Source organism: Rosettibacter sp. KY25 (genome assembly GCF_057554405.1).
Window position 1 is genome coordinate 28425 of sequence record NZ_BAAJAO010000017.1, and the last position, 19317, is coordinate 47741.

Below are 19317 nucleotides of genomic sequence, written 5' to 3' on the forward strand. Positions count from 1 at the left end.
ATCGAAACATATTCTTATGATTTTGAAAAACTTTTCTTCTGCTTTAATATTTTCTTTGAAATGCAATTAAACTCATACTATTTCCTTCCATTGCTTGTTGATTTAGAATTATTTACTTTTTGTTTGGTTTATGTTGATACTTTGATTTTATGCTTGTGATTTTGTGAAATGAATTTTTGACAATTTGAGGGAAAATATGAAAGCTTTATTACTTACAATTCTCTTCTTAATAAATTTCTCATCCTCCACAACACAATCAAAAATATTTGTAATAAAAATTGATGGAACAATTAATCCGGTTGCCGCGAGCTTTATTCACAATTCACTCCAGAAAGCTAAACAAGAAAAAGCCGAATGTTTGATTATACAACTTAACACTCCTGGTGGATTATTAAAATCAACAAGATTAATTGTAAGTGATTTTTTATCATCTGAAATTCCAATTGTTGTTTATGTTTATCCTTCGGGTGCACAAGCTGCTTCAGCTGGAGTATTCATCACGCTTGCTTCTCACATCGCTGCAATGGCGCATGGAACTAACATTGGTGCAGCACATCCTGTAATGATGAGTGAAGGTGGAGCTCAAAATAAGAAAGACAGCACAGATATAATGATGGAAAAAGCAACCAACGATGCTGCTGCTTTCATCAGAAGTATTGCAGAGAAAAGGCACAGAAATATTGATTGGGCAGAAAAAGCAGTTCGTAAAAGTCTTTCACTTTCAGAAACAGAAGCACTCAAAGAAAATGTTATTGATTTAATATCAAAAAATCTCGACAGCTTGATTGTTCAATTAGATGGAAGAAAAGTTGAAACAGCAGATGGCATCAAAACAATTAATACAAAAAATGCCAAAATTGATTTTATTGAAATGACAATAATTCAAAAAATTCTTGATATTGTAAGCGATCCAAATATTGCTTACATCCTTTTGATGATTGGAATTTATGGATTGATATTTGAATTAAGCAATCCAGGTTCTATACTACCCGGAATTGTTGGTGTCATTTGTCTTGTCCTTGCATTTTATTCACTTCATACTTTGCCAATAAATTATGCTGGCTTGGGTTTAATTTTATTTGCAATAATTTTATTCATAGCAGAAATTAAAGTTGTAAGTCATGGATTATTAGCTGCTGGTGGAATTATCTCGTTCATAATTGGTTCGTTAATGTTAATGGATACAGACATATCGAGCGACTTCTTAAATATCTCTTTGAGTGTAATAATCACAGTAACAATATTAACTGCTCTGTTCTTTTTATTTGCAGTTGGAAAAGGAATTTCTGCTCAAAGAAGAAAACCAACTACTGGAACTGAAGGAATGATTGGTGAAACTGGAAAGGCAATTTCAAAAATTAGTCCTGATTCTGCAGGCCAAATTCTTCTTCATGGTGAGATTTGGAGTGCAGAATGTAAAAATGGTGAAATAAATCCTGGTGAAAAAGTTAAAGTTATAGGAAGAGTAGATTTAAAACTTATAGTTGAAAAATCAACAGATTAGTTACTTGACATATAAATTAAAAAGGAGAAATTGAAATGGGACCCGAAAATTTTACCGTTACATTTATTATAATTTTATTTGTTATCATAATTCTTGCAAGTGCAATAAGAATTTTAAGAGAGTATGAACGAGGAGTAATTTTTAGATTGGGAAGACTGATTCCAACAAAAGGTCCAGGATTAATTTTTCTTATTCCAATAGTTGATAGAATGGTAAGAGTAAGTTTAAGAGTAGTTGCAATGGAAGTTCCGCCTCAGGATGTAATTACAAAAGATAATATTTCAATTAAAGTGAGTGCTGTTGTTTACTTCAGAGTTATTGATGCTGCAAAAGCAGTTGTTGAAGTAGAAAATTATCTTTATGCAACTTCTCAGCTTGCACAAACTACTCTAAGAAGCATGCTCGGACAATCTGAACTTGATGAGCTTTTAACAGAAAGAGAAAAAATTAACAGACATCTTCAAGAAACAATTGATACTCACACTGCACCATGGGGAATAAAAGTTTCACTTGTTGAAGTTAAGAATGTTGATTTACCTGTTGAAATGCAGCGTGCAATAGCACGACAGGCAGAAGCAGAAAGAGAACGACGAGCAAAAGTAATTCATGCAGAAGGAGAATACCAGGCATCACAACGCCTTGCGGATGCATCAAAGATTATCAGCAGTTCTCCTTATGCACTGCAATTGAGATTTTTACAAACTTTGGTTGAAGTTGCAGCAGAAAAAAATTCTACAACTATTTTCCCTGTTCCAATTGATTTATTCAAACCATTTTTTGAATTAATGGAAAAAGCAAAAAAAGAAGAAAAATAATTTTATAAAAAATGCTTAAGGAAAATTATTCGCGCCGCAATTTTATAAAAACAAGTTTTTATCTTGGAGGAGCATTTGCTTTTATTTCTTCTTTGAATGAAAATCTGATTAATTTTATCAATCATAAATTTCAATCAGATTACAAAAAAGAACTTTACAAATATTCTCCAATTGCTCGTTACTGGATTTCTACTGAATCAAAAAATGTTAATTGTCAACTCTGTCACTCTCCATCTGAGGTTTCAGGAATAAATCAATTTGAACACAAAGAAACAATTATCAAATGTTTGCTTTGTGCTCAAGGATGTATTATCAAAGAAGGCGAGCGCGGAAAATGCCGTGCAAGAATAAATATTGATGGAAAATTAAAAAGTCTTGTCTACGGAAGGCCTGTTTCAATTCATATTGACCCAATAGAGAAAAAACCGTTTTATCATTTTCTGCCTGGCAGTCAGGCATTCTCTCTTGCAACTGCAGGCTGTCCTTTGTCATGTCAATTCTGCCAAAACTGGGAAATATCCCAAGCAAAACCGGAAGACTTTCAAGTTGAATATATTCCACCACAAAAAATTGTTGATGCTGCTTTTTCTCAAAATGTGCCGGTTATTGCTTTCACTTATAATGAGCCAACAGTTTTTACAGAATATTTACTTGATATTGCAAAACTTGCAAAAAGAAAAAACATTAGAAGTGTTCTAATCAGCTGTGGATTTATGAACGAAGAACCGCTCAAAGAAATGTGCGAGGTTCTTGACGCAATTAAAATTGACCTTAAAGGCTTCAGCGAAGATTTTTATAGAAAAGTATCTTCTGCAGAATTAAAACCTGTTCTTAGAAGTATTAAGCAAATTTCAAAAACCAAAACTCATCTTGAAATTGTTAATCTTGTTGTTCCTACATTAAATGATTCAGATAAAATGTTAAATGACCTTTCAAGCTGGATTGTTAACGAAGTTGGTCCGGATGTTCCTGTTCATTTTACAAGATTTCATCCTGATTACAAATTACTAAATCTTCCGCCAACACCAATCTCTACACTTGAGAAAGCAAGAGATATTGCAATGTCAAAAGGAATTCACTATGCATTTATTGGAAATGTGCCGGGGCATCCAGGCAATTCAACTTACTGTCCAAATTGCAAAAAAGTTGTTATCAAAAGAAATGGAATGTTCACAACAGAAATTCACTTGAAAAATGGAAAATGTGAATACTGCGGTCAAAAAATTGCAGGAGTTTGGAAATAATATTTTTTTCTCGAAGGGAAATAAAATGAAAAAGCTTTTATACTTACTGCTTTTTACATTAACATTTTTTTCATGCAAAGCAGAAAACATATCTAATAGTTTAACTGATTCAACACGCTACCCTGTTTTTGCTGGACAATTTTATTCCGGTGATTCAATCATACTAAAAAAACAAATAGAAATATTTTTTAAGAATGCAAAAACAAAAACAGCAGATAGCATAGTTGCTCTTATCGTGCCTCATGCAGGTTATATTTATTCAGGTCAAATTGCTGCAGATGCTTTCTATCAAATCAAAAATGAAAGCTATGATTTAATTGTAATACTTGGAACAAATCATACAACACCAAATTTTCATGGAATTTCTATTTATCCTAATGGTTCTTTTTCTACACCAATTGGTTATCTCAAAATCGACAGCAAAACTGCAAATGAATTATTGAAAAAAGAAAATGATATTACTGTAAATCTTGCAGTTCATGCAAAAGAGCATTCAATTGAAGTTCAATTGCCATTTATTAAATATTTGTTTCCAGATGTAAAAATACTTCCCATAATCGTAGGTTCTTCTGATATTAATTTATGCAGCCGATTTGGAAAAGCTCTGGCTGAAGTTTTACGAAATAAAAAATTTCTAATTGTTGCAAGTTCAGACCTTTCTCATTATCCCAAATTTGATGATGCAATCAAAGTTGACAATATTACTCTTAAGTCAATTACAGAATTAAATCCAGAAAAACTGAAAAATGTCTTAAACAAACAATTACAAAAAGGAATAGAACAACTTGCAACATGTGCCTGCGGCGAAGCTCCAATCATTGCTGCGATTTGTGCAGCAAATGAACTTGAAGCTAAAGGAGCAAAAATTATCAGTTACTGTAATTCGGGTTATAATCCAGTTGGAAGCACGGACAGAGTTGTTGGCTACGGTGCAGTTGCAATTTCTAAAAAAATATATGATGAGCCAGCTGATATCGATACATTAATCGTTAATGACTCTTATCAATTAAATTCTTCTGATAAAAAGTTTCTTCTAAAATTTGCCCGCAATACTCTTGAGCAATATTTCAATACTCAAACTGTTCCCATACCTCGAAATATGAATCAGAAACTCAAAGTCAAGAGAGGAACTTTTGTGACACTTAAAAAACATGGAGAACTTCGTGGTTGTATTGGCCACATGTCAGAAGATACACCGCTTTGCACTCTTGTAGGTGCAATGGCTCTTCAATCCGCATTTAACGATACACGATTTCGTCCTCTTGCAAAAGATGAACTCGAGCAAATCGAAATTGAAATTTCCGTTTTAACGCCATACAAAAAAATTAAAAATGCAGATGAAATTGTTCTTGGCAGAGATGGAGTCATTGTAAAGAAAGGAAACAGGCAGGCTGTTTTTCTGCCGCAGGTTGCAACAGAAACTGGATGGAGCAAAGAAGTATTTTTAGACCAACTCTGTTTTAAAGCTGGCTTAAATGCTGGTGACTGGAAAAGTGCAGAACTTTATACTTTTCAGGCAGATGTCTTCAGTGAAAAAGATTTTGATTAATCCAAAAATTACATCAACAATTCATCTTTGTGCCGTTGGTTTTTTTTCAATCCTTGCACAGGTTATAATTCTAAGAGAATTAAATGTTGCTTTCTACGGAATTGAATTAATTTATATTCTTTCATTTGGAATCTGGTTAATCGGTTCTGCTTTAGGTGCTTCAATTGGTAAAGACTCTTTCATGCCAAAAATAAATCATATTCAAATTCTATTTCATCTTTCAAATTTATTCCTGCTTGGTGATTTCATATTTATTCGTTCGATTAGATATATTTTTAGTTCTGTATCCGGCGGTTATCTCCCCTTTTTGCAGCAAATTGTTGTTTTATTAATAGCTTTAATTCCATTGAGTTTGATTTCTGGATTATTATTTCAGTGGACAGCAAAAAATTTTCTTGCTGAAAATGAAACTCTTGCAAAAGCTTATGCAATTGAAAGTGCTGGAGCCGTTTTTGGCGGTTTATGTTCTACTCTTTTATTAAGCATAAAAGTAAACAATTTTTCTGCAGCATTATTTTGTTGTTTGGTCTTAACTATTACGGCTTCTATTTCATTTGAAAAAAGTAAAATCATAAAAAATTTTTTCTCGGGCTTAACATTTGTTGTTATTTTCATTCTTTTCTTCTTTAATAAAAAAATTGATTATTACATGACTTCGTGGAATCATCCATTTTTAATTAAATCTATTGATACTCCTTACGGGCGAGTTTCAATTTCATCATTTGAAAATCAGATAAATGTTTTTATAGATGATGCTCTGGCTTATGAAACTGAAAGTCTTGAAGCAGAAGAGATTGTGCACATTTCAACTTTGCAGTTTGAGAAGATTGATAAAGTTCTTGTTCTCGGCGGAGGATTTGAAGGAATTATTTATGAATTATTGAAATTACCAGTTAAAAAAATTGATTATGTAGAAATAAACAAGGAATTAATTGATGTTGTTAGAAATTATCTGCCGGAAAATTTATCTAATCCTCTGAAAAATCCAAAAGTAAAAATTGTTTTTGATGACCCACGTAAATTTTTGAGCAGCAAACATTCTTATGATTTAATTCTTATTGGGATGCCCGAACCAATGTCTGCACAAAATAATAGATTTTACACAAAAGAATTTTTTCAAGAATGTTATAATTCATTAACTCAAAACGGAATCCTTGCTTTTAGAATTCGTTCATCAGAAAATATTTGGACAAATCAATTAAAGGAAAGAAACAAAAGTATTTACAATGCTCTTAAAATAAATTTTGAAAATACTATTGTTTTACCTGGTGTAATTTTTATTGCATCAAAGTCAAAATTAATTAAAGATATCTCAGAGCTCATCAACAGATTCAATGAAAGAAAACTCGAAACTAAATTAGTTTCACCTCAATACATAAATTATGTTTTCACAAACGACAGATTTTATGAGATTCAGAGAATCTTTAATGAAAAATCAGAAAATGTAAATTCTGATTTGCAGCCTGTTTGTTATGCATTCACAACATCAATCTGGTTATCAAAATTTTTTCCGGATTTGGCTTATAAAAATATTTCTCTTCTAATAAATTCTGCCAATCAAAAAAAATTATTAATAATTGCTTCAATAATTTTATTTGCATTTATTTTTATTCTGAGAAATCAAGACAATCTTAAAAGAATCTTGGTTGTATTTACAGCCGGTTTTGTTGGAATGATTTCAGAAGTTATACTTTTAATTATTTATCAAAACCAAAATGGTATTTTATACAGAGATATTGGAGTTCTTCTGACTTCTTTTATGATTGGTTTATCATTAGGAGCTTACTTTACGAATTATTTTATTATTTCTTTGGGAAAAAAAGAAAAATATGTGGGAATAATTCTTATTGCTTCATTTCTGCTTTTGAATTTTGCTGTTTACTTTTTTATGAAAACTATTCTGCAAAGCTCTTTGATAATTTTTCTTGTTCTGCTTTTGCTCGATGGATTTTTTACTGCAGGAATTTTTTCTTTCGCAACTTTTTACAAAACAGAAAATCAACAGAAATTAATTTCACAGTTATATGCATCAGATTTAATCGGGGGTTGCTTTGGTTCTTTGATTGCAAGTTTAATATTAATTCCATTTTATGGATTACAAGTTTCTGTTTTACTGCTTGTTATTCTTTTACTCTTTAGCTTAACAATAATTCTATGAAAAATTGTAATTAGTCTTCTTACCTATTAATTTTACAATTGAAAAACGAAAGGAAATCTTTATGACAAATGCACAAAAATGGCTTGCTGCTTTTTTAGGTTTATTTATAATACTTTTTATATTAGGAAGAATTACAAAACCGAAAGAAGAACCTGCTGTTGCTGCAAACTATGTTGAAAAAACAATGCAATCAAATGAAGAGAAAGATGGTTTAACATTAATTCGTGAAAATGGCTGTACTGCCTGCCATGGACAAAATCTTGAAGGAAGCAAAATAGCTCCTGCACTTGTTCAAATTAATAAACATTGGGATAGAGAAAGTTTAATCAATTACTTGAGAAATCCATCTTCATACAGCAATGAAAGATTGAAACAATTTAGAGTGCAATATAAAAACATCGTGATGCCGTCATTCAATAATCTTGATGTAAAAGATTTGGGAAAGATAGCAGATTACTTGTTGACGAGATAAAGTAAATAAATTTGATGGAAAAAATTAAGGGAATCCTTGAACTCTTCTATGGATTCCCTTTATTATTTCTTATGCTTTGTTTGCACTTCCAAGCACATTAATAATTTTATGCTTGTATAATTCTTTTAATGCTTCTCTTGCTGGACCAAGATATTTTCTCGGGTCAAATTCTGCTGGATTTTCAGCCATAACTTTTCTAATAGCTGCTGTCATTGCTAATCTGCCATCTGAATCAATATTAATTTTGCAAACAGCAGAAGCAGCTGCTCGACGTAATTGGTCTTCTGGAATTCCAACAGCATCTTTTAATTTTCCGCCATAGGTATTAATGGTTCTTACCAATTCAACTGGAACTGATGAAGCTCCATGCAGAACAATTGGAAATCCTGGAATTCTTTTTTCAATTTCTTCAAGTATATCAAATCTGAGTGGCGGTGGAATTAAAATTCCATCTTCAGTTCTTGTGCATTGTTCCGGCTTAAATTTATTTGCGCCGTGTGATGTCCCAATTGATATTGCAAGTGAATCAACACCTGTTTTGCTTACGAAATCTTCTACTTCTTCCGGTTTTGTATAATGTGTAACCTCGCTTGATACTTCATCTTCGATTCCTGCGAGAACACCAAGTTCTCCTTCAACAGATACATCAAATTGATGAGCATAATCAACTACTTTTTTTGTAAGCTCAACATTTTGTTCATAAGGTAAATGGGAGCCGTCAATCATAACAGATGAAAAACCTGATTCGATACAGGATTTGCAAAGTTCAAAACTATCGCCGTGGTCAAGATGCAAAACGATTGGAATATCATATCCAAGTTCGTGAGCGTATTCAACTGCACCTTTTGCAAGATGTTTTAACAATGTTTGATTTGCATATTTGCGGGCTCCGCTTGATACCTGCAGTATTACAGGAGATTTTGTTTCTACGCAAGCACCAATAATTGCCTGAAGTTGTTCAAGGTTATTAAAATTGAAAGCCGGAATAGCATATCCGCCTTTCATTGCTTTTTGAAACAGCTCTTTTGAATTTACTAAGCCTAATTCTTTGTAATGTATCATATTACTCGCCATTTTGTTAATTAATAATCATTATTTCATTCATAAGTATAAAAAAAATATGAGGATTTATCAAAGACGAGCAGAATTTTTGGGTTGATTAATTAAAACTAATTTTCTTTTCGTATGCTTTTAGAAGCAAGTCTGTATATTCTTCAAAAGAAATTTCAACTGCACCAAACATTTTTAAGTGTTCTGTTTGAAATTGAACATCAAGCAGAACAAATTCTTTTTTGTTCAGATGTTCTATTAATTTAACAAGTGCACACTTTGAAGCCTGAGATACTTTTGAAAACATTGATTCACCAAAGAAGGCTCCTCTGTAAGTTACTCCATAAAGTCCGCCTACTAATTCATTATTTTGATAGACTTCTACAGAATGTAGATAACCAAGTTTAATTAATCCTTTGTATGCTTCTATTAATTCTTCAGAAATCCAGGTCTTTGGTCTTTTAGAACAATTAATTATAACATCAAGAATTTTAGAATCAATTTTGTATTCGAAAGTAGATTTCTCCATAAATTTTCTAAGTGAGCGAGGAATGTTATAATCGTCAAGTGGTATTATTGTTCTAATTTCGGGCAAATACCATTCAATATTTCCTTCATCATCTGCCATTGGAAATGCACCTTGAGCATATAGTTGAATCATATTTTCTGGTTTTAATAAATCTTTCTTTGAAATTATTTTTGGTTCATTCATGAGACTCAACTTCAAACTTTATTATATCGTAACCTTTTTTGGATTCAATTGCTGTGAAGCATGCACCAAGTAAAACCTGGATCATTCCAAGCAAAAATGCAGTAGTAATAAAAACATCAAGACCTTCAACAGAAAAAATTGAAGCGATGCCAAGCAAAATTGAGCACAAAACAAAAAGAGCAACTGCACTTACAAAACTAAGCACAGAATTTCTAACTAGTTTAACACGATAAACAAGAGCATCAATTTGTCTGGCAATGCTTGTAAGTCTGACATTATCTTCTGTTGTGTAAGGACCTTCACCTATTTTCAAAAGTAATTTTCTCTTTTCTTCATTTAGAAGTCTAATTCGATTTGCAACCATTGAGTAACGGCTGTTCATGCCTAATAATAATAAGCCGCAGGCATTAATCATAACTGCTGGTGCAAGCATCAACTGTATTATGTTCAGAGCATTAATATTTAAGGAAAACATTTTGGTTCTCTATTTTGAATAAATGTAATTGTGAAGAACTTCTATAGTTTCTTTTTGAACTTTCAAATCTATTTCCAATAAATCTCGGATGGAAAGAATTCCAGCTAATTTTTCATTTTCAATAATCAAAATATGACGAGTGCCGCGGTCTTTCATTTTCTTTAAGCATTCTTCATAAGATTCATTAATATCAGCTATAACCAAATCTTTGGACATAACCTCATCAACTTTTGTTGTCTTCAAATCTAGTCCTTTTGCAATTACTCGTCTTACTAAATCTCTTTCTGAAAAAACACCAAGAAGTTTTCCGTCATCGCTTAGCACTGGCACGAGACCAATATTATGCTCTGCCATAAAAAGAACTGTGTCATAAATATTGGTTCCGGATTTTACAGTCAATATTTTTTTTGAAAGCACTTTTTCTCTGATTGACTTCATTTTACCTCCTGATTTCTATTCGGGCTTAATATCCAATTTAATCTAATATTTTTATGCAATGAATTGCAAGAAAAAAATTATGAACATATTCTAAATTTTACTCGATGAAACTTCTTCAACTTCATCAATAAATTTTGGAATTGGTTTGCCCAGAACTTTGCTTCCAGTATCGGTAACAAGAACATCATCTTCTATTCTAATTCCTCCAAAGTTTTTATAAGCTTCTAATTTCTGGTAATTTATAAATTGAGTGAATTTTTTTTCTGCTTCCCATTTTTCAATCAGCTGAGGAATAAAATAAATTCCTGGTTCAACAGTAATTACAATTCCAGGGACAAGTGCTTTTGCATAACGAAGTGATTTCAAACCAAACTGAGAGCTTCTTTTAATTTTATTATCATAACCAAAATTACTTTCACCAAAATTTTCGAGGTCGTGAACATCAAGCCCGAGCAGATGCCCAAGTCCATGTGGAAAGAATAGAGCATGAGCTCCTTCTTTAACTGCTTCTTTTATATCACCTTTCATTAAGCCAAGAGCTTTTAATCCTTCTGCTATAACTGTAGAAGCTTTTAAGTGAATTTCTTTATAGCTAATCTTAGGTTTAATTGATTTTATTGCAGTTAATTGTGCGGTTAGAACAATTTCATAAATTTCTTTCTGCATCTGAGAAAATTTTCCGCTTACTGGAAATGTTCTTGTAATATCGCTTGCATAATGAAGAAGACTTTCTGCACCGGAATCATTAACAACTATATCTCCATCTTCGAGTTTATTTCCATAAAAATGATTATGAAGAGTTTCTCCATGTTTCGAGAATATTACTGGAAATGATAGTCCATTGCCCATCGAAACAGCAATACCTTCTATAAAACCGGCAATTTCTTTTTCAATCATACCAGCTTTAGCAAACTTCATAGCAGCCACATGCATTTCGTATGCTATTGATATTGCATTTTCAATCTCTTGAATTTCTTCAAAAGATTTAACAGCTCTTTGTTCTGCAACTGCTCTAATCAATTCTTGAGAAGCATAATCATTCACTCTTGAAGCATCAATGCCAAGCAGAATTTGAAGTTTAATCATGTTACTGTGTCGATACTGAGGGATGAAATGAATTCTTCTTCCTTTTGAAAGAGCATTTTTCAAAATATTTTCTAATTCACTCATTTTGAAAGTAAGATTGATGCCACATTTAGCTGCTTTTTGCTTAACAGATTTTTGTGGTCCCATCCAGACAATTTCGTCAATTGTAAAATCATTGCCAAAAATCATTTCTTTGTTTTCATCAATATCTATAACTGCAGCAAAATTTGGTTCATCAATTCCAAAGTAGTAAAGGAATGTGCTATCCTGACGAAATCTATAAGCATTATCTGCATAATTCATTGGTGATTCATCATTTCCCAGAAAAAGAATTAATCCACTTTCAATTTTCTTCTTCAATTCATTTCTTCTTTGTTTATAAATTTTTGCTGGAAACATAATTCACCTTTTAATAAGTAATTAATAATTGCCAGCTTCAAAATAGTGTATTGAGTTCAAACAAAAAATAAGTTTATTCAAGAGAGGAAAAATTCTTCATTATTATATAAACATTTTTTAATCATCAATTTATAATGATTAGATATTGGATTTGATTTGTCATACAGGTTTGATTATAATGTTATTCAAAATAAATTTTTTTAATGAGCAATAAGTTAAAATCATTTTTATTTGCAATAGCATCAATTTTGCTCTGGTCAACTTCAGCTACAGCATTTAAGCTTACATTGAAAGGAATGAGTGTTCCTCACCTGCTGTTTATTTCTTCTTTAACAAGCACAATAATTTTTTTAGTCTTTGAATTTGTTAATAACAAAAAGAATATTTATTTGATAACTAAAGGAAAAGATTTTAAAAACAATCTGGTGCTTGGAATAATAAATCCTTTTCTTTACTATTTAATTTTATTTAAGGCATACTCCATTTTACCTGCTCAAGAAGCTCTTCCTCTAAATTATACATGGCCTATTGTTATTTCCATTTTTTCTGTATTGTTCTTAAAAAACAAATTAACTTTGAGAACAATCATTGGCTTGCTCATTGCTTTTACAGGTGTAATTATTATTGCAACAAGAGGAAATTTAATAAGTCTTCATTTTCATAACATTGCTGGTGTAAGTCTTGCAGTAGGAAGTTCTGTTGTTTGGGGTTTATTCTGGATATTAAATTTACTCGACAGCAGAGAACCATCAGAAAAACTTTTTGGCTCATTCTTGTTTGGTACAATATTAATTGCATTTTACATCATATTGTTTGAGCCGGATTTAAATTTCGAAATGAAATACTTATTTGGTGCAATTTATATTGGATTTTTTGAAATGGGTATAACATTTTTCCTATGGATGAAAGCATTATCATTAAGCGAAAACAAAGCACACACGGCAACCCTTGCTTATCTTTCTCCATTCATATCGTTGATTTTTATCTCTGTTGTTCTTGAAGAAAAATTGTTTGCATCTTCTGTTTTGGGATTAATATTTATTGTGGGCGGAATCCTTATTCAACAAATAAAAGCAAACTATTAAAGATTATTACCAGCTTTCTGCTTTATCTACATTTTCATCCTTGCCAAACAAAATGAGTATATCATCTTTTTCAATGATATAATGAGGATGAGGGAAAATTATATTTTCGTTTTCTGTAGAATCCTTTTTTATCATTAAAACTTCTAAACCAAAGTTCTTTCTAAAATCAAGCTGCGAGAGTGTTTTTCCAATTAATTCTTGTGGAGGATTTTTTTCTATAATTGAATAACCTTCAAAAATTTTTATTCTTTTGACCTGTTTGAGTTTTATCAAGTTGAATGATAATTGCTCAATAAGTTCTGCTTTCAGATTTTCTTTGTTATAAATTGTAACAAGGTCGCTTCTGCTTATAGTTCCAAGTATTTTGCTTTTGTCAGATGATAAAACCGGAAATTCATCAATATCATAAATTTCGAAAAGTTTTAGAACTTCATCCAAAGTATCGTTCTCGGTTACAGTAATAATTTTATTTGTTGCAATATCGCCGGCAACAAGAATATCTCTTATGCTTTCATACTCTGTAATTAAAGACCTCAAATCAGACTCTGATATGTATCCTCTTAAATTTCCATTTTTATCAGTCACATAAAAAACATTGTGCTTGCTTTCTATCAATTCTTTTATCAAATGCGGCAATGACGATTCTTCTGAAATCAGAACTATATCATTCTTCATAACAGATTTTACAGGTATCAAACTTAAATTAATCTCACTTCTTGTTGAAATGCGATAACCTTGCTGTTCAAGATATCGTTCATGAATTGATTTTTTCAAAGTCAATTGAACAAACATTGTGCTTGTTATTACTGCAAGCATCAAAGGCAGGATGAAAGAATAATCTTTAGTCATTTCAAAAATTATAAGAATGGCAGAAATTGGTATGAAGTTTATTCCTCCGAGAACAGCTCCCATTCCAACAAGAACAAATGCTGTTACATCAAATTGGTTTCCAAAAAGATAATTTAATCCAGTACCATACAAATAACCTGCACAAGCTCCAATAAATAATGATGGTGCAAAGATTCCTCCAAATCCTCCGGAATTTAGAATAAGAGGCACAAGAATAAATTTCAAAAAAAGCAATATTAAAACCATCTGAAAAGTTAAAGAGCCGGATAAAATTTGATTAATTCCATTATAGCCTATACCAAAAATGTATTTATAAAAGTAGCCGCATATTCCTACAATCAAGCCAACGGATGTCATTACAATCCATTGAGGAATTTTTTTTAGAACGCTTTTAAAAATTTTTTCTGTCTTATCTGAATAACTCACAAATGCAAAAGAAATTATACCTGCAATAATTCCAAGTAAAGCATAGTGATATAAATGGATATAACTTCCGGCATCTGGGCTGTGGAAAATAAAGATCGATTTATTTCCCAAAAAAGTTCTTGATACAGCACTTGCAGAAATAGAAGATAGAATTAAAACAGGAAAGCTTGTTGTTGAAAATTCGTTTAATAGAATTATTTCGAGTGCAAAAAAAATTCCTCCCATTGGAGTATTAAAAATTGCTGAAATAGCAGCTCCTGCTCCTGCTGCAGTAAGAATTCTTTTTTTATTATCCGGCAAGTTAAGAAGAAAAGAAAGTTTATTTGCAATTCCACCTCCAAGACGAGCAGCTGGACCTTCAGGACCAACAGTATTACCAGAGCCAATACTTATGACAGCAGCAAAAAAATTAAAAACTGTTGAGCGAAAAGGAATTCTATTTCCCTTTGCTGCAACTGCTTTTATAACTTCTGTAACTCCCTTTTTACTTGCGTATTCGGGCGAAAGAAAAATCATTATACTCTGGATTAACATTCCAATTGCAGGAATTACAATAACAGCAGCAGCTCCAAGAAAAAATAAACCACTTGTTGTTTGATGAAAAAATAACTCATTAAAAAATTCTATTGAATCATGAAACAGAACTGCAGCAAGTCCTACTACAATTCCAGTTACAACAGCATAAATAATATTTAATGTAAAATCGTTTTTTACTGCTTGAGAAAAAATTTTTTCTGCTCTTGCAAACAACTTATCCTCTTACTTATCTCTTCTTATTATTACAACAGTTGCATCATCGTCCCAGTTTTTTCCGCCTCCATAAACATAAAGTGTATCAAAAATAATATCCAGCAATTGTTCGGGTGTTTTGTCGAAGTGTTCTTTAATTATTCTTTTTAATCCTGAAATGTCAAAATCATTTTCGTTGCCATTTTTTCTTTCTATAATTCCATCGCTGTAAAGAACAAGCAGACTTCCTGGTTTCATAAATGCGTGTCCTCGATGAATATTAATTTCTGGAAGTGCACCAAAAATTAATCCAGTTGAATCAAGTTCAATAAATTCATTTCCATCATATAATAATGGTGCTGGATGTCCTGCATTCACATAAATTATATTTCCATTTTTTTCTATTTCTGCATAAAACAACGAAACAAAGCTTGTTGAATAAACACTTCTATAAATTACATTATTAAGTTTCTTGAAAGTGTATACCATTTTAAGATGTTTTTCAAGACCCATTCTTAATCCTGTTACAACATCTCTAACAAGCAAAGCAGCAGGTAAACCATGACCACTTGCATCTCCAATGCATACACCAAAAACTTCGTTATCAAAATTGAAATAATCATAAAGGTCACCGCCAACCATTTCAGCAGGAATAGACCTGCCGGCTACTGTTAATCCTTCAAATTCTGGTGCTGTAATTGGTAACAAACTTTGCTGAATTTGAACAGCCTGTTCCATTTCACTTTTTACAGCTTCAGATGTTAATCTGTAATTTAGAACTGTTCGGACTGCATTCAAGCATAATTCAATTTCTTCTCTAATCCATCCGCTCATTAAATCAAAAATAAAAATCCATCTTTGTTCTTTTCCTTTAACTGTTATTGCTGCTGGAATTCTGTATTCTCCATTCTTACCAACTGTGCTGTCTATTGATACAGACGGGTCATCAAAAATGTATGTTTTTGATTTGAGCAATAATTGAACAGCTTTCGAATCTGCTGGTATTTTTTCCAGTGAGTGATTTTCTTTTGAGAAGATTAAAACATATTCATTTTCTCTTTCTTCATAAATCCTTCCATTGCCAATATGTAAATCGTAACCAAATGTATTTTCGAGTTCTGTTACAATTGTTGAAAGAAAATCTTTGCCTGATTTTTCTTGTCCTATTTTTGAAAGCAGAGAATCAAGTTTTCGATGAAAAATTTTTGGGTCAAGCATTTTTATATCTTTCTAATTTTACACAAAGTAAATTTACAAAAGATAATAATCTTATTTTTAACATAATTTTTTGTTAAACAGAAATTTCCTTACAAAATTATACTTTTATTAATTTTTTAGTTTTAATTGATTCATTAACATATAAATTTTAGTTTTGCAGGAATTTTTAACTAAATTATGTGAGAAAAAATGGAAACACACAGTATTTCTATTCCGTTGCTTAGTTTACTTCCTTTCGTTTTGATGCTGTTATCAATAGCAATTTTTCCACTTGTATGTAATCATTTCTGGGAAAAAAATTCTAACAAACTTATTATCGCAATTATTTTAAGTATTCCAGCTGCCGTTTTTCTTCTTTCTTCTAACTTAGGCGACCGCCTTTATGAAACAATGGTATTTGATTATATTCCGTTTATAATTCTTCTTGGTTCTCTTTTTACAATAACAGGAGGAATTTATTTATCCGGCGATATTGAAGCTAAGCCTTCAATTAATACTTTATTCTTAGGAATTGGTGCTGTTCTTGCTTCGTTCATGGGAACAACAGGTGCTGCGATGCTTCTTATACGCCCTGTCATTCAAACAAATAAAGAAAGACAATTCAAAGTTCACACAATTTTGTTCTTCATTGGAATTATTGCTAACTGCGGCGGTTTGTTAACTCCACTTGGAGATCCGCCATTGTTTATGATGTATTTGCGTGGTGCTCATTTTACTTGGTTTCTAAAGTTATTTCCGGAATGGCTCTTTACTAATGCTGCATTATTATTAATCTATTTTTTAGTTGATTCTTATTATTACAAAAAGGAACCCAAAGCTGCTATTCAAAAAGATAAAGCTTATATCAAGCCAATTAAGTTAGAAGGAAAATTAAATTTTCTATGGCTTGCTGGTGTTGTTTTATCTGTTGCTTTCCTGAACGAACAATATTTACATTTCATTGAAAAGAATGAATATTATAAGTTTATTCGTGAAGGTGCAATTCTATCAATGGCTATTCTTTCTCTTCTGTTTACATCAAAACTTATTAGAGAATCAAATAACTTCACTTGGGAACCCATTAAAGAAGTAGCCTATTTATTCTTTGGAATTTTTATAACTATGGTTCCATGCTTGTTATATCTTGAAGTAAATGCTCATACACTTGGTGTTACATTGCCTCATCAATTCTATTACTACACTGGGCTATTAAGCAGTTTCCTTGATAACACTCCAACTGCTGTAACATTTCACTCTTTAGCTTTAGGTCTTGGAATTAATACTGGAACTCTTGTAGCAGGAATACCTGAAGAACTTCTTAAAGCAATTTCTGTTGCAGCCGTAATGTTTGGAAGTATGACTTACATAGGAAATGGTCCAAACTTTATGGTAAAGGCTGTGGCAGAAGAAAATAATATCAAAATGCCAAGTTTCTTTGCTTACATTTATAAATTCTCGTTAATTGTTTTACTTCCAATTTTCATATTAATTCAATTATTCTTCATTGGTTGGTAAAAAATTACGGGCTACAACTTCAAATCAATACTGGTTTTGTTGTAGCCCTTTTTATATAAAGGAAGTAATACTGCTGCAATAAAAATTAATATGCCAAGAAAATAAAAAACTTTTCCTGCTATAAAATCATAATTCAAAATTCCAAGTTCTTTCAAAATATAGTTCCAATCATGAAAAACTTTTTTGCCTCCCAATAAAGGCAGCTTTTGTGATTTTGCATCTGCTGCATAAACACTAATATTCAAAAAATTTTCTCCAAGCCAAACTAAAAATATTTGGGCTAAAAATATTTTTTCTTCTTTCAAATAATAAAACACAAACATTGCAGGAATAAAAATTTGCGCAATAGTTCCTCCAAGAGCATGCATAAATTTTCCAAAAATTTTGAATATTCCATGTCCTCCTTCATGAATTAATAAATTGATATAATCAATGAAAATAAATTTTCCTCCGTTGATTAATAAAAAAATTATGATTGGTAAAAGCAAAAACGAACCAATCCATTTTTCTAAATCTTTTTTCACTTTATCCTTCGAACATTTTTCTTAATTGATTAACATCTTTTGTAATACCAAGACAAACAATTAATTTAATTCTTGCTTTTTGGCCATTCAAATATTCTGCAAAGATTACACCTATTTGTTTCAGCCACTTGCCGGCACCTGGATATCCATAAATATCAAGTGTTTCACCTGCTGGGCATCTTGATACAAGAACCACTGGAATATTTTTCTCTACTGCATATTTAATTCCTTCAAAAGCTTTTGGTGGAACATTTCCAACTCCCATTGCTTCTACAACTATTCCATCTGTTCCGCTGTCTGCAGAGAAACGAAAAAATTTTTCATCCATACCTGCATATACTTTTATTAAATCAACATTTGGATTAATCTTTTCTGTTTCGAACTTTTCTAGTTTTCTGGGCAGTCGATTAAAAATTACTTTTCCTCTTTCAACAAAACCAAGTGCACCAAAATCAAGACTCCTGAATGTTTCAACATCTTCAGTATGAGTTTTTGTTACTTCACTTGCTGCATTGATTTCTCCATTTAAACAAACAAGAACACCAAGTCCTCTGCTGTTTGGATTATTAATAATATGAATTGCATCAAGTAAATTTCTTGGACCATCCCAATCTGGTTCAGAACTTGTCTTCATTGCACCAATTACAACAATTGGTTTTTCTGTTTTTATTACGAGGTCTAAAAAATATGCTGTCTCTTCAAGCGTATCTGTTCCATGAGTGATTATTATTCCATCTATGTTTTCATCGTTTACAAATTTTTTTATTTCTTTTGATAACTTTAGCATAAGTTCTGGGGTCATGTGTGGACCTGGATAATTCCCAAATTCATAAATAGAAATATTTGCCAAATCTTTTGCTTCGGGAATTAATTTAATTAATTCTTCTCCATGAAAATATGGAACAGCAGCTTTTGTTTGTTCATCAATTTTCATTGAGAAGGTTCCACCTGTAAAAACAATCAAAATATTTTTCATTATTCTTCCTTTTTATTTTATCGAAAACTAAACAAAATTAATTTCTTTCTTAAGCAGAAAAAATTTTTTAAATATTCTGTAAAAATTAATTTGCTCTTATGCTTTCCAACTCAT

17 protein-coding genes are annotated in these 19317 nt (G+C 31.4%); 8 read left to right on the forward strand and 9 right to left on the reverse strand.

The annotated features are described in order from the left end of the window. Window positions 1-196: 196 nt before the first annotated feature. The 6 genes from AC27L2_RS10495 (at window position 197) to AC27L2_RS10520 (ending at window position 7742) form a co-directional block, all read left to right on the forward strand. Window positions 197-1504, forward strand: a complete 1308-nt coding sequence (locus AC27L2_RS10495; RefSeq protein WP_487211722.1) for an NfeD family protein — start codon at window positions 197-199, stop codon at window positions 1502-1504. 35 nt (window positions 1505-1539) lie between these two features. Then, on the forward strand, window positions 1540-2319 hold the full coding sequence (locus tag AC27L2_RS10500) for a slipin family protein (RefSeq protein ID WP_487211723.1): 780 nt from the start codon (window positions 1540-1542) through the stop codon (window positions 2317-2319). Between the two features lie 11 nt (window positions 2320-2330). Beyond that, window positions 2331-3563 (forward strand): AmmeMemoRadiSam system radical SAM enzyme, encoded by a 1233-nt coding sequence (gene amrS, locus AC27L2_RS10505; protein ID WP_487211724.1) that lies wholly within the window; start codon window positions 2331-2333, stop codon window positions 3561-3563. Between the two features lie 25 nt (window positions 3564-3588). After that, window positions 3589-5112, forward strand: a complete 1524-nt coding sequence (gene amrB / locus AC27L2_RS10510; RefSeq protein ID WP_487211725.1) for an AmmeMemoRadiSam system protein B — start codon at window positions 3589-3591, stop codon at window positions 5110-5112. Beyond that, window positions 5093-7270, forward strand: a complete 2178-nt coding sequence (locus tag AC27L2_RS10515; RefSeq protein WP_487211726.1) for a spermine/spermidine synthase domain-containing protein — start codon at window positions 5093-5095, stop codon at window positions 7268-7270. Before amrB ends, AC27L2_RS10515 begins: the two co-directional genes overlap by 20 nt. Window positions 7271-7331: 61 nt before the next feature. Further along, window positions 7332-7742: a c-type cytochrome gene (locus AC27L2_RS10520; protein WP_487211727.1), complete on the forward strand. Its 411-nt coding sequence runs from the start codon at window positions 7332-7334 to the stop codon at window positions 7740-7742. Window positions 7743-7811: 69 nt separating this feature from the next. Here the strand turns inward: AC27L2_RS10520 and AC27L2_RS10525 are convergent, their stop codons facing one another. The 5 genes from AC27L2_RS10525 to AC27L2_RS10545 all read right to left on the reverse strand — a co-directional run bounded on the left by AC27L2_RS10525 (window position 7812) and on the right by AC27L2_RS10545 (window position 11902). Further along, window positions 7812-8804 carry a class II fructose-bisphosphate aldolase gene (locus AC27L2_RS10525; RefSeq protein WP_487211728.1) on the reverse strand — a complete coding sequence of 331 codons (993 nt, stop codon included), beginning with the start codon at window positions 8802-8804 and terminating at the stop codon, window positions 7812-7814. 97 nt (window positions 8805-8901) lie between these two features. Beyond that, a complete protein-coding gene (gene aat / locus AC27L2_RS10530) occupies window positions 8902-9504 on the reverse strand; it encodes a leucyl/phenylalanyl-tRNA--protein transferase (protein ID WP_487211729.1) in 603 nt (200 codons plus the stop codon). Continuing rightward, on the reverse strand, window positions 9497-9979 hold the full coding sequence (locus AC27L2_RS10535; protein ID WP_487211730.1) for a DUF2721 domain-containing protein: 483 nt from the start codon (window positions 9977-9979) through the stop codon (window positions 9497-9499). The genes aat and AC27L2_RS10535 overlap by 8 nt, the downstream gene beginning before the upstream one ends. Window positions 9980-9988: 9 nt before the next feature. Continuing rightward, entirely contained in the window at window positions 9989-10417 is a 429-nt protein-coding gene (locus AC27L2_RS10540; protein ID WP_487211731.1) for a CBS domain-containing protein, read from the reverse strand. A 90-nt stretch (window positions 10418-10507) separates the two neighbouring features. Next, window positions 10508-11902: an aminopeptidase P family protein gene (locus AC27L2_RS10545; protein WP_487211732.1), complete on the reverse strand. Its 1395-nt coding sequence runs from the start codon at window positions 11900-11902 to the stop codon at window positions 10508-10510. A 203-nt stretch (window positions 11903-12105) separates the two neighbouring features. Here AC27L2_RS10545 and AC27L2_RS10550 point away from each other — a divergent pair, with 203 nt between their 5' ends. Next, the gene (locus AC27L2_RS10550; RefSeq protein WP_487211733.1) at window positions 12106-12987 is read left to right on the forward strand and encodes a DMT family transporter; all 882 of its coding nucleotides are present in this window, start codon (window positions 12106-12108) and stop codon (window positions 12985-12987) included. 6 nt (window positions 12988-12993) lie between these two features. On the opposite strand, the gene AC27L2_RS10555 is transcribed toward AC27L2_RS10550, so the two are convergent. Both AC27L2_RS10555 and AC27L2_RS10560 read right to left on the reverse strand, forming a co-directional pair. Beyond that, complete coding sequence (locus tag AC27L2_RS10555; protein ID WP_487211734.1) at window positions 12994-15012, reverse strand: chloride channel protein; 2019 nt, start codon at window positions 15010-15012, stop codon at window positions 12994-12996. 9 nt (window positions 15013-15021) lie between these two features. Next, window positions 15022-16209 carry a PP2C family protein-serine/threonine phosphatase gene (locus tag AC27L2_RS10560; protein ID WP_487211735.1) on the reverse strand — a complete coding sequence of 396 codons (1188 nt, stop codon included), beginning with the start codon at window positions 16207-16209 and terminating at the stop codon, window positions 15022-15024. Window positions 16210-16398: 189 nt separating this feature from the next. Here AC27L2_RS10560 and AC27L2_RS10565 point away from each other — a divergent pair, with 189 nt between their 5' ends. Then, complete coding sequence (locus AC27L2_RS10565) at window positions 16399-17703, forward strand: sodium:proton antiporter (RefSeq protein WP_487211736.1); 1305 nt, start codon at window positions 16399-16401, stop codon at window positions 17701-17703. A gap of 11 nt (window positions 17704-17714) precedes the next feature. Here the strand turns inward: AC27L2_RS10565 and AC27L2_RS10570 are convergent, their stop codons facing one another. After that, window positions 17715-18227 (reverse strand): hypothetical protein, encoded by a 513-nt coding sequence (locus AC27L2_RS10570; protein ID WP_487211737.1) that lies wholly within the window; start codon window positions 18225-18227, stop codon window positions 17715-17717. 1 nt (window position 18228) lies between these two features. Next, window positions 18229-19203, reverse strand: coding sequence for an asparaginase (locus tag AC27L2_RS10575; protein ID WP_487211738.1), 975 nt, complete (start codon window positions 19201-19203; stop codon window positions 18229-18231). Window positions 19204-19317: the final 114 nt, after the last annotated feature.

Excerpts from the sequence above, each read along its gene's own strand:
- AC27L2_RS10560 (WP_487211735.1), bottom strand. The coding sequence starts at position 16,209 with ATGCTTGACCCAAAAATTTTTCATCGAAAACTTGATTCTCTGCTTTCA.
- AC27L2_RS10540 (WP_487211731.1), bottom strand. The coding sequence starts at position 10,417 with ATGAAGTCAATCAGAGAAAAAGTGCTTTCAAAAAAAATATTGACTGTA.
- AC27L2_RS10575 (WP_487211738.1), bottom strand. The coding sequence starts at position 19,203 with ATGAAAAATATTTTGATTGTTTTTACAGGTGGAACCTTCTCAATGAAA.
- AC27L2_RS10535 (WP_487211730.1), bottom strand. The coding sequence starts at position 9,979 with ATGTTTTCCTTAAATATTAATGCTCTGAACATAATACAGTTGATGCTT.
- AC27L2_RS10550 (WP_487211733.1), top strand. The coding sequence starts at position 12,106 with ATGAGCAATAAGTTAAAATCATTTTTATTTGCAATAGCATCAATTTTG.
- amrS (WP_487211724.1), top strand. The coding sequence starts at position 2,331 with ATGCTTAAGGAAAATTATTCGCGCCGCAATTTTATAAAAACAAGTTTT.
- amrB (WP_487211725.1), top strand. The coding sequence starts at position 3,589 with ATGAAAAAGCTTTTATACTTACTGCTTTTTACATTAACATTTTTTTCA.
- AC27L2_RS10545 (WP_487211732.1), bottom strand. The coding sequence starts at position 11,902 with ATGTTTCCAGCAAAAATTTATAAACAAAGAAGAAATGAATTGAAGAAG.
- AC27L2_RS10525 (WP_487211728.1), bottom strand. The coding sequence starts at position 8,804 with ATGATACATTACAAAGAATTAGGCTTAGTAAATTCAAAAGAGCTGTTT.
- AC27L2_RS10500 (WP_487211723.1), top strand. The coding sequence starts at position 1,540 with ATGGGACCCGAAAATTTTACCGTTACATTTATTATAATTTTATTTGTT.
- AC27L2_RS10565 (WP_487211736.1), top strand. The coding sequence starts at position 16,399 with ATGGAAACACACAGTATTTCTATTCCGTTGCTTAGTTTACTTCCTTTC.
- AC27L2_RS10520 (WP_487211727.1), top strand. The coding sequence starts at position 7,332 with ATGACAAATGCACAAAAATGGCTTGCTGCTTTTTTAGGTTTATTTATA.
- AC27L2_RS10495 (WP_487211722.1), top strand. The coding sequence starts at position 197 with ATGAAAGCTTTATTACTTACAATTCTCTTCTTAATAAATTTCTCATCC.
- aat (WP_487211729.1), bottom strand. The coding sequence starts at position 9,504 with ATGAATGAACCAAAAATAATTTCAAAGAAAGATTTATTAAAACCAGAA.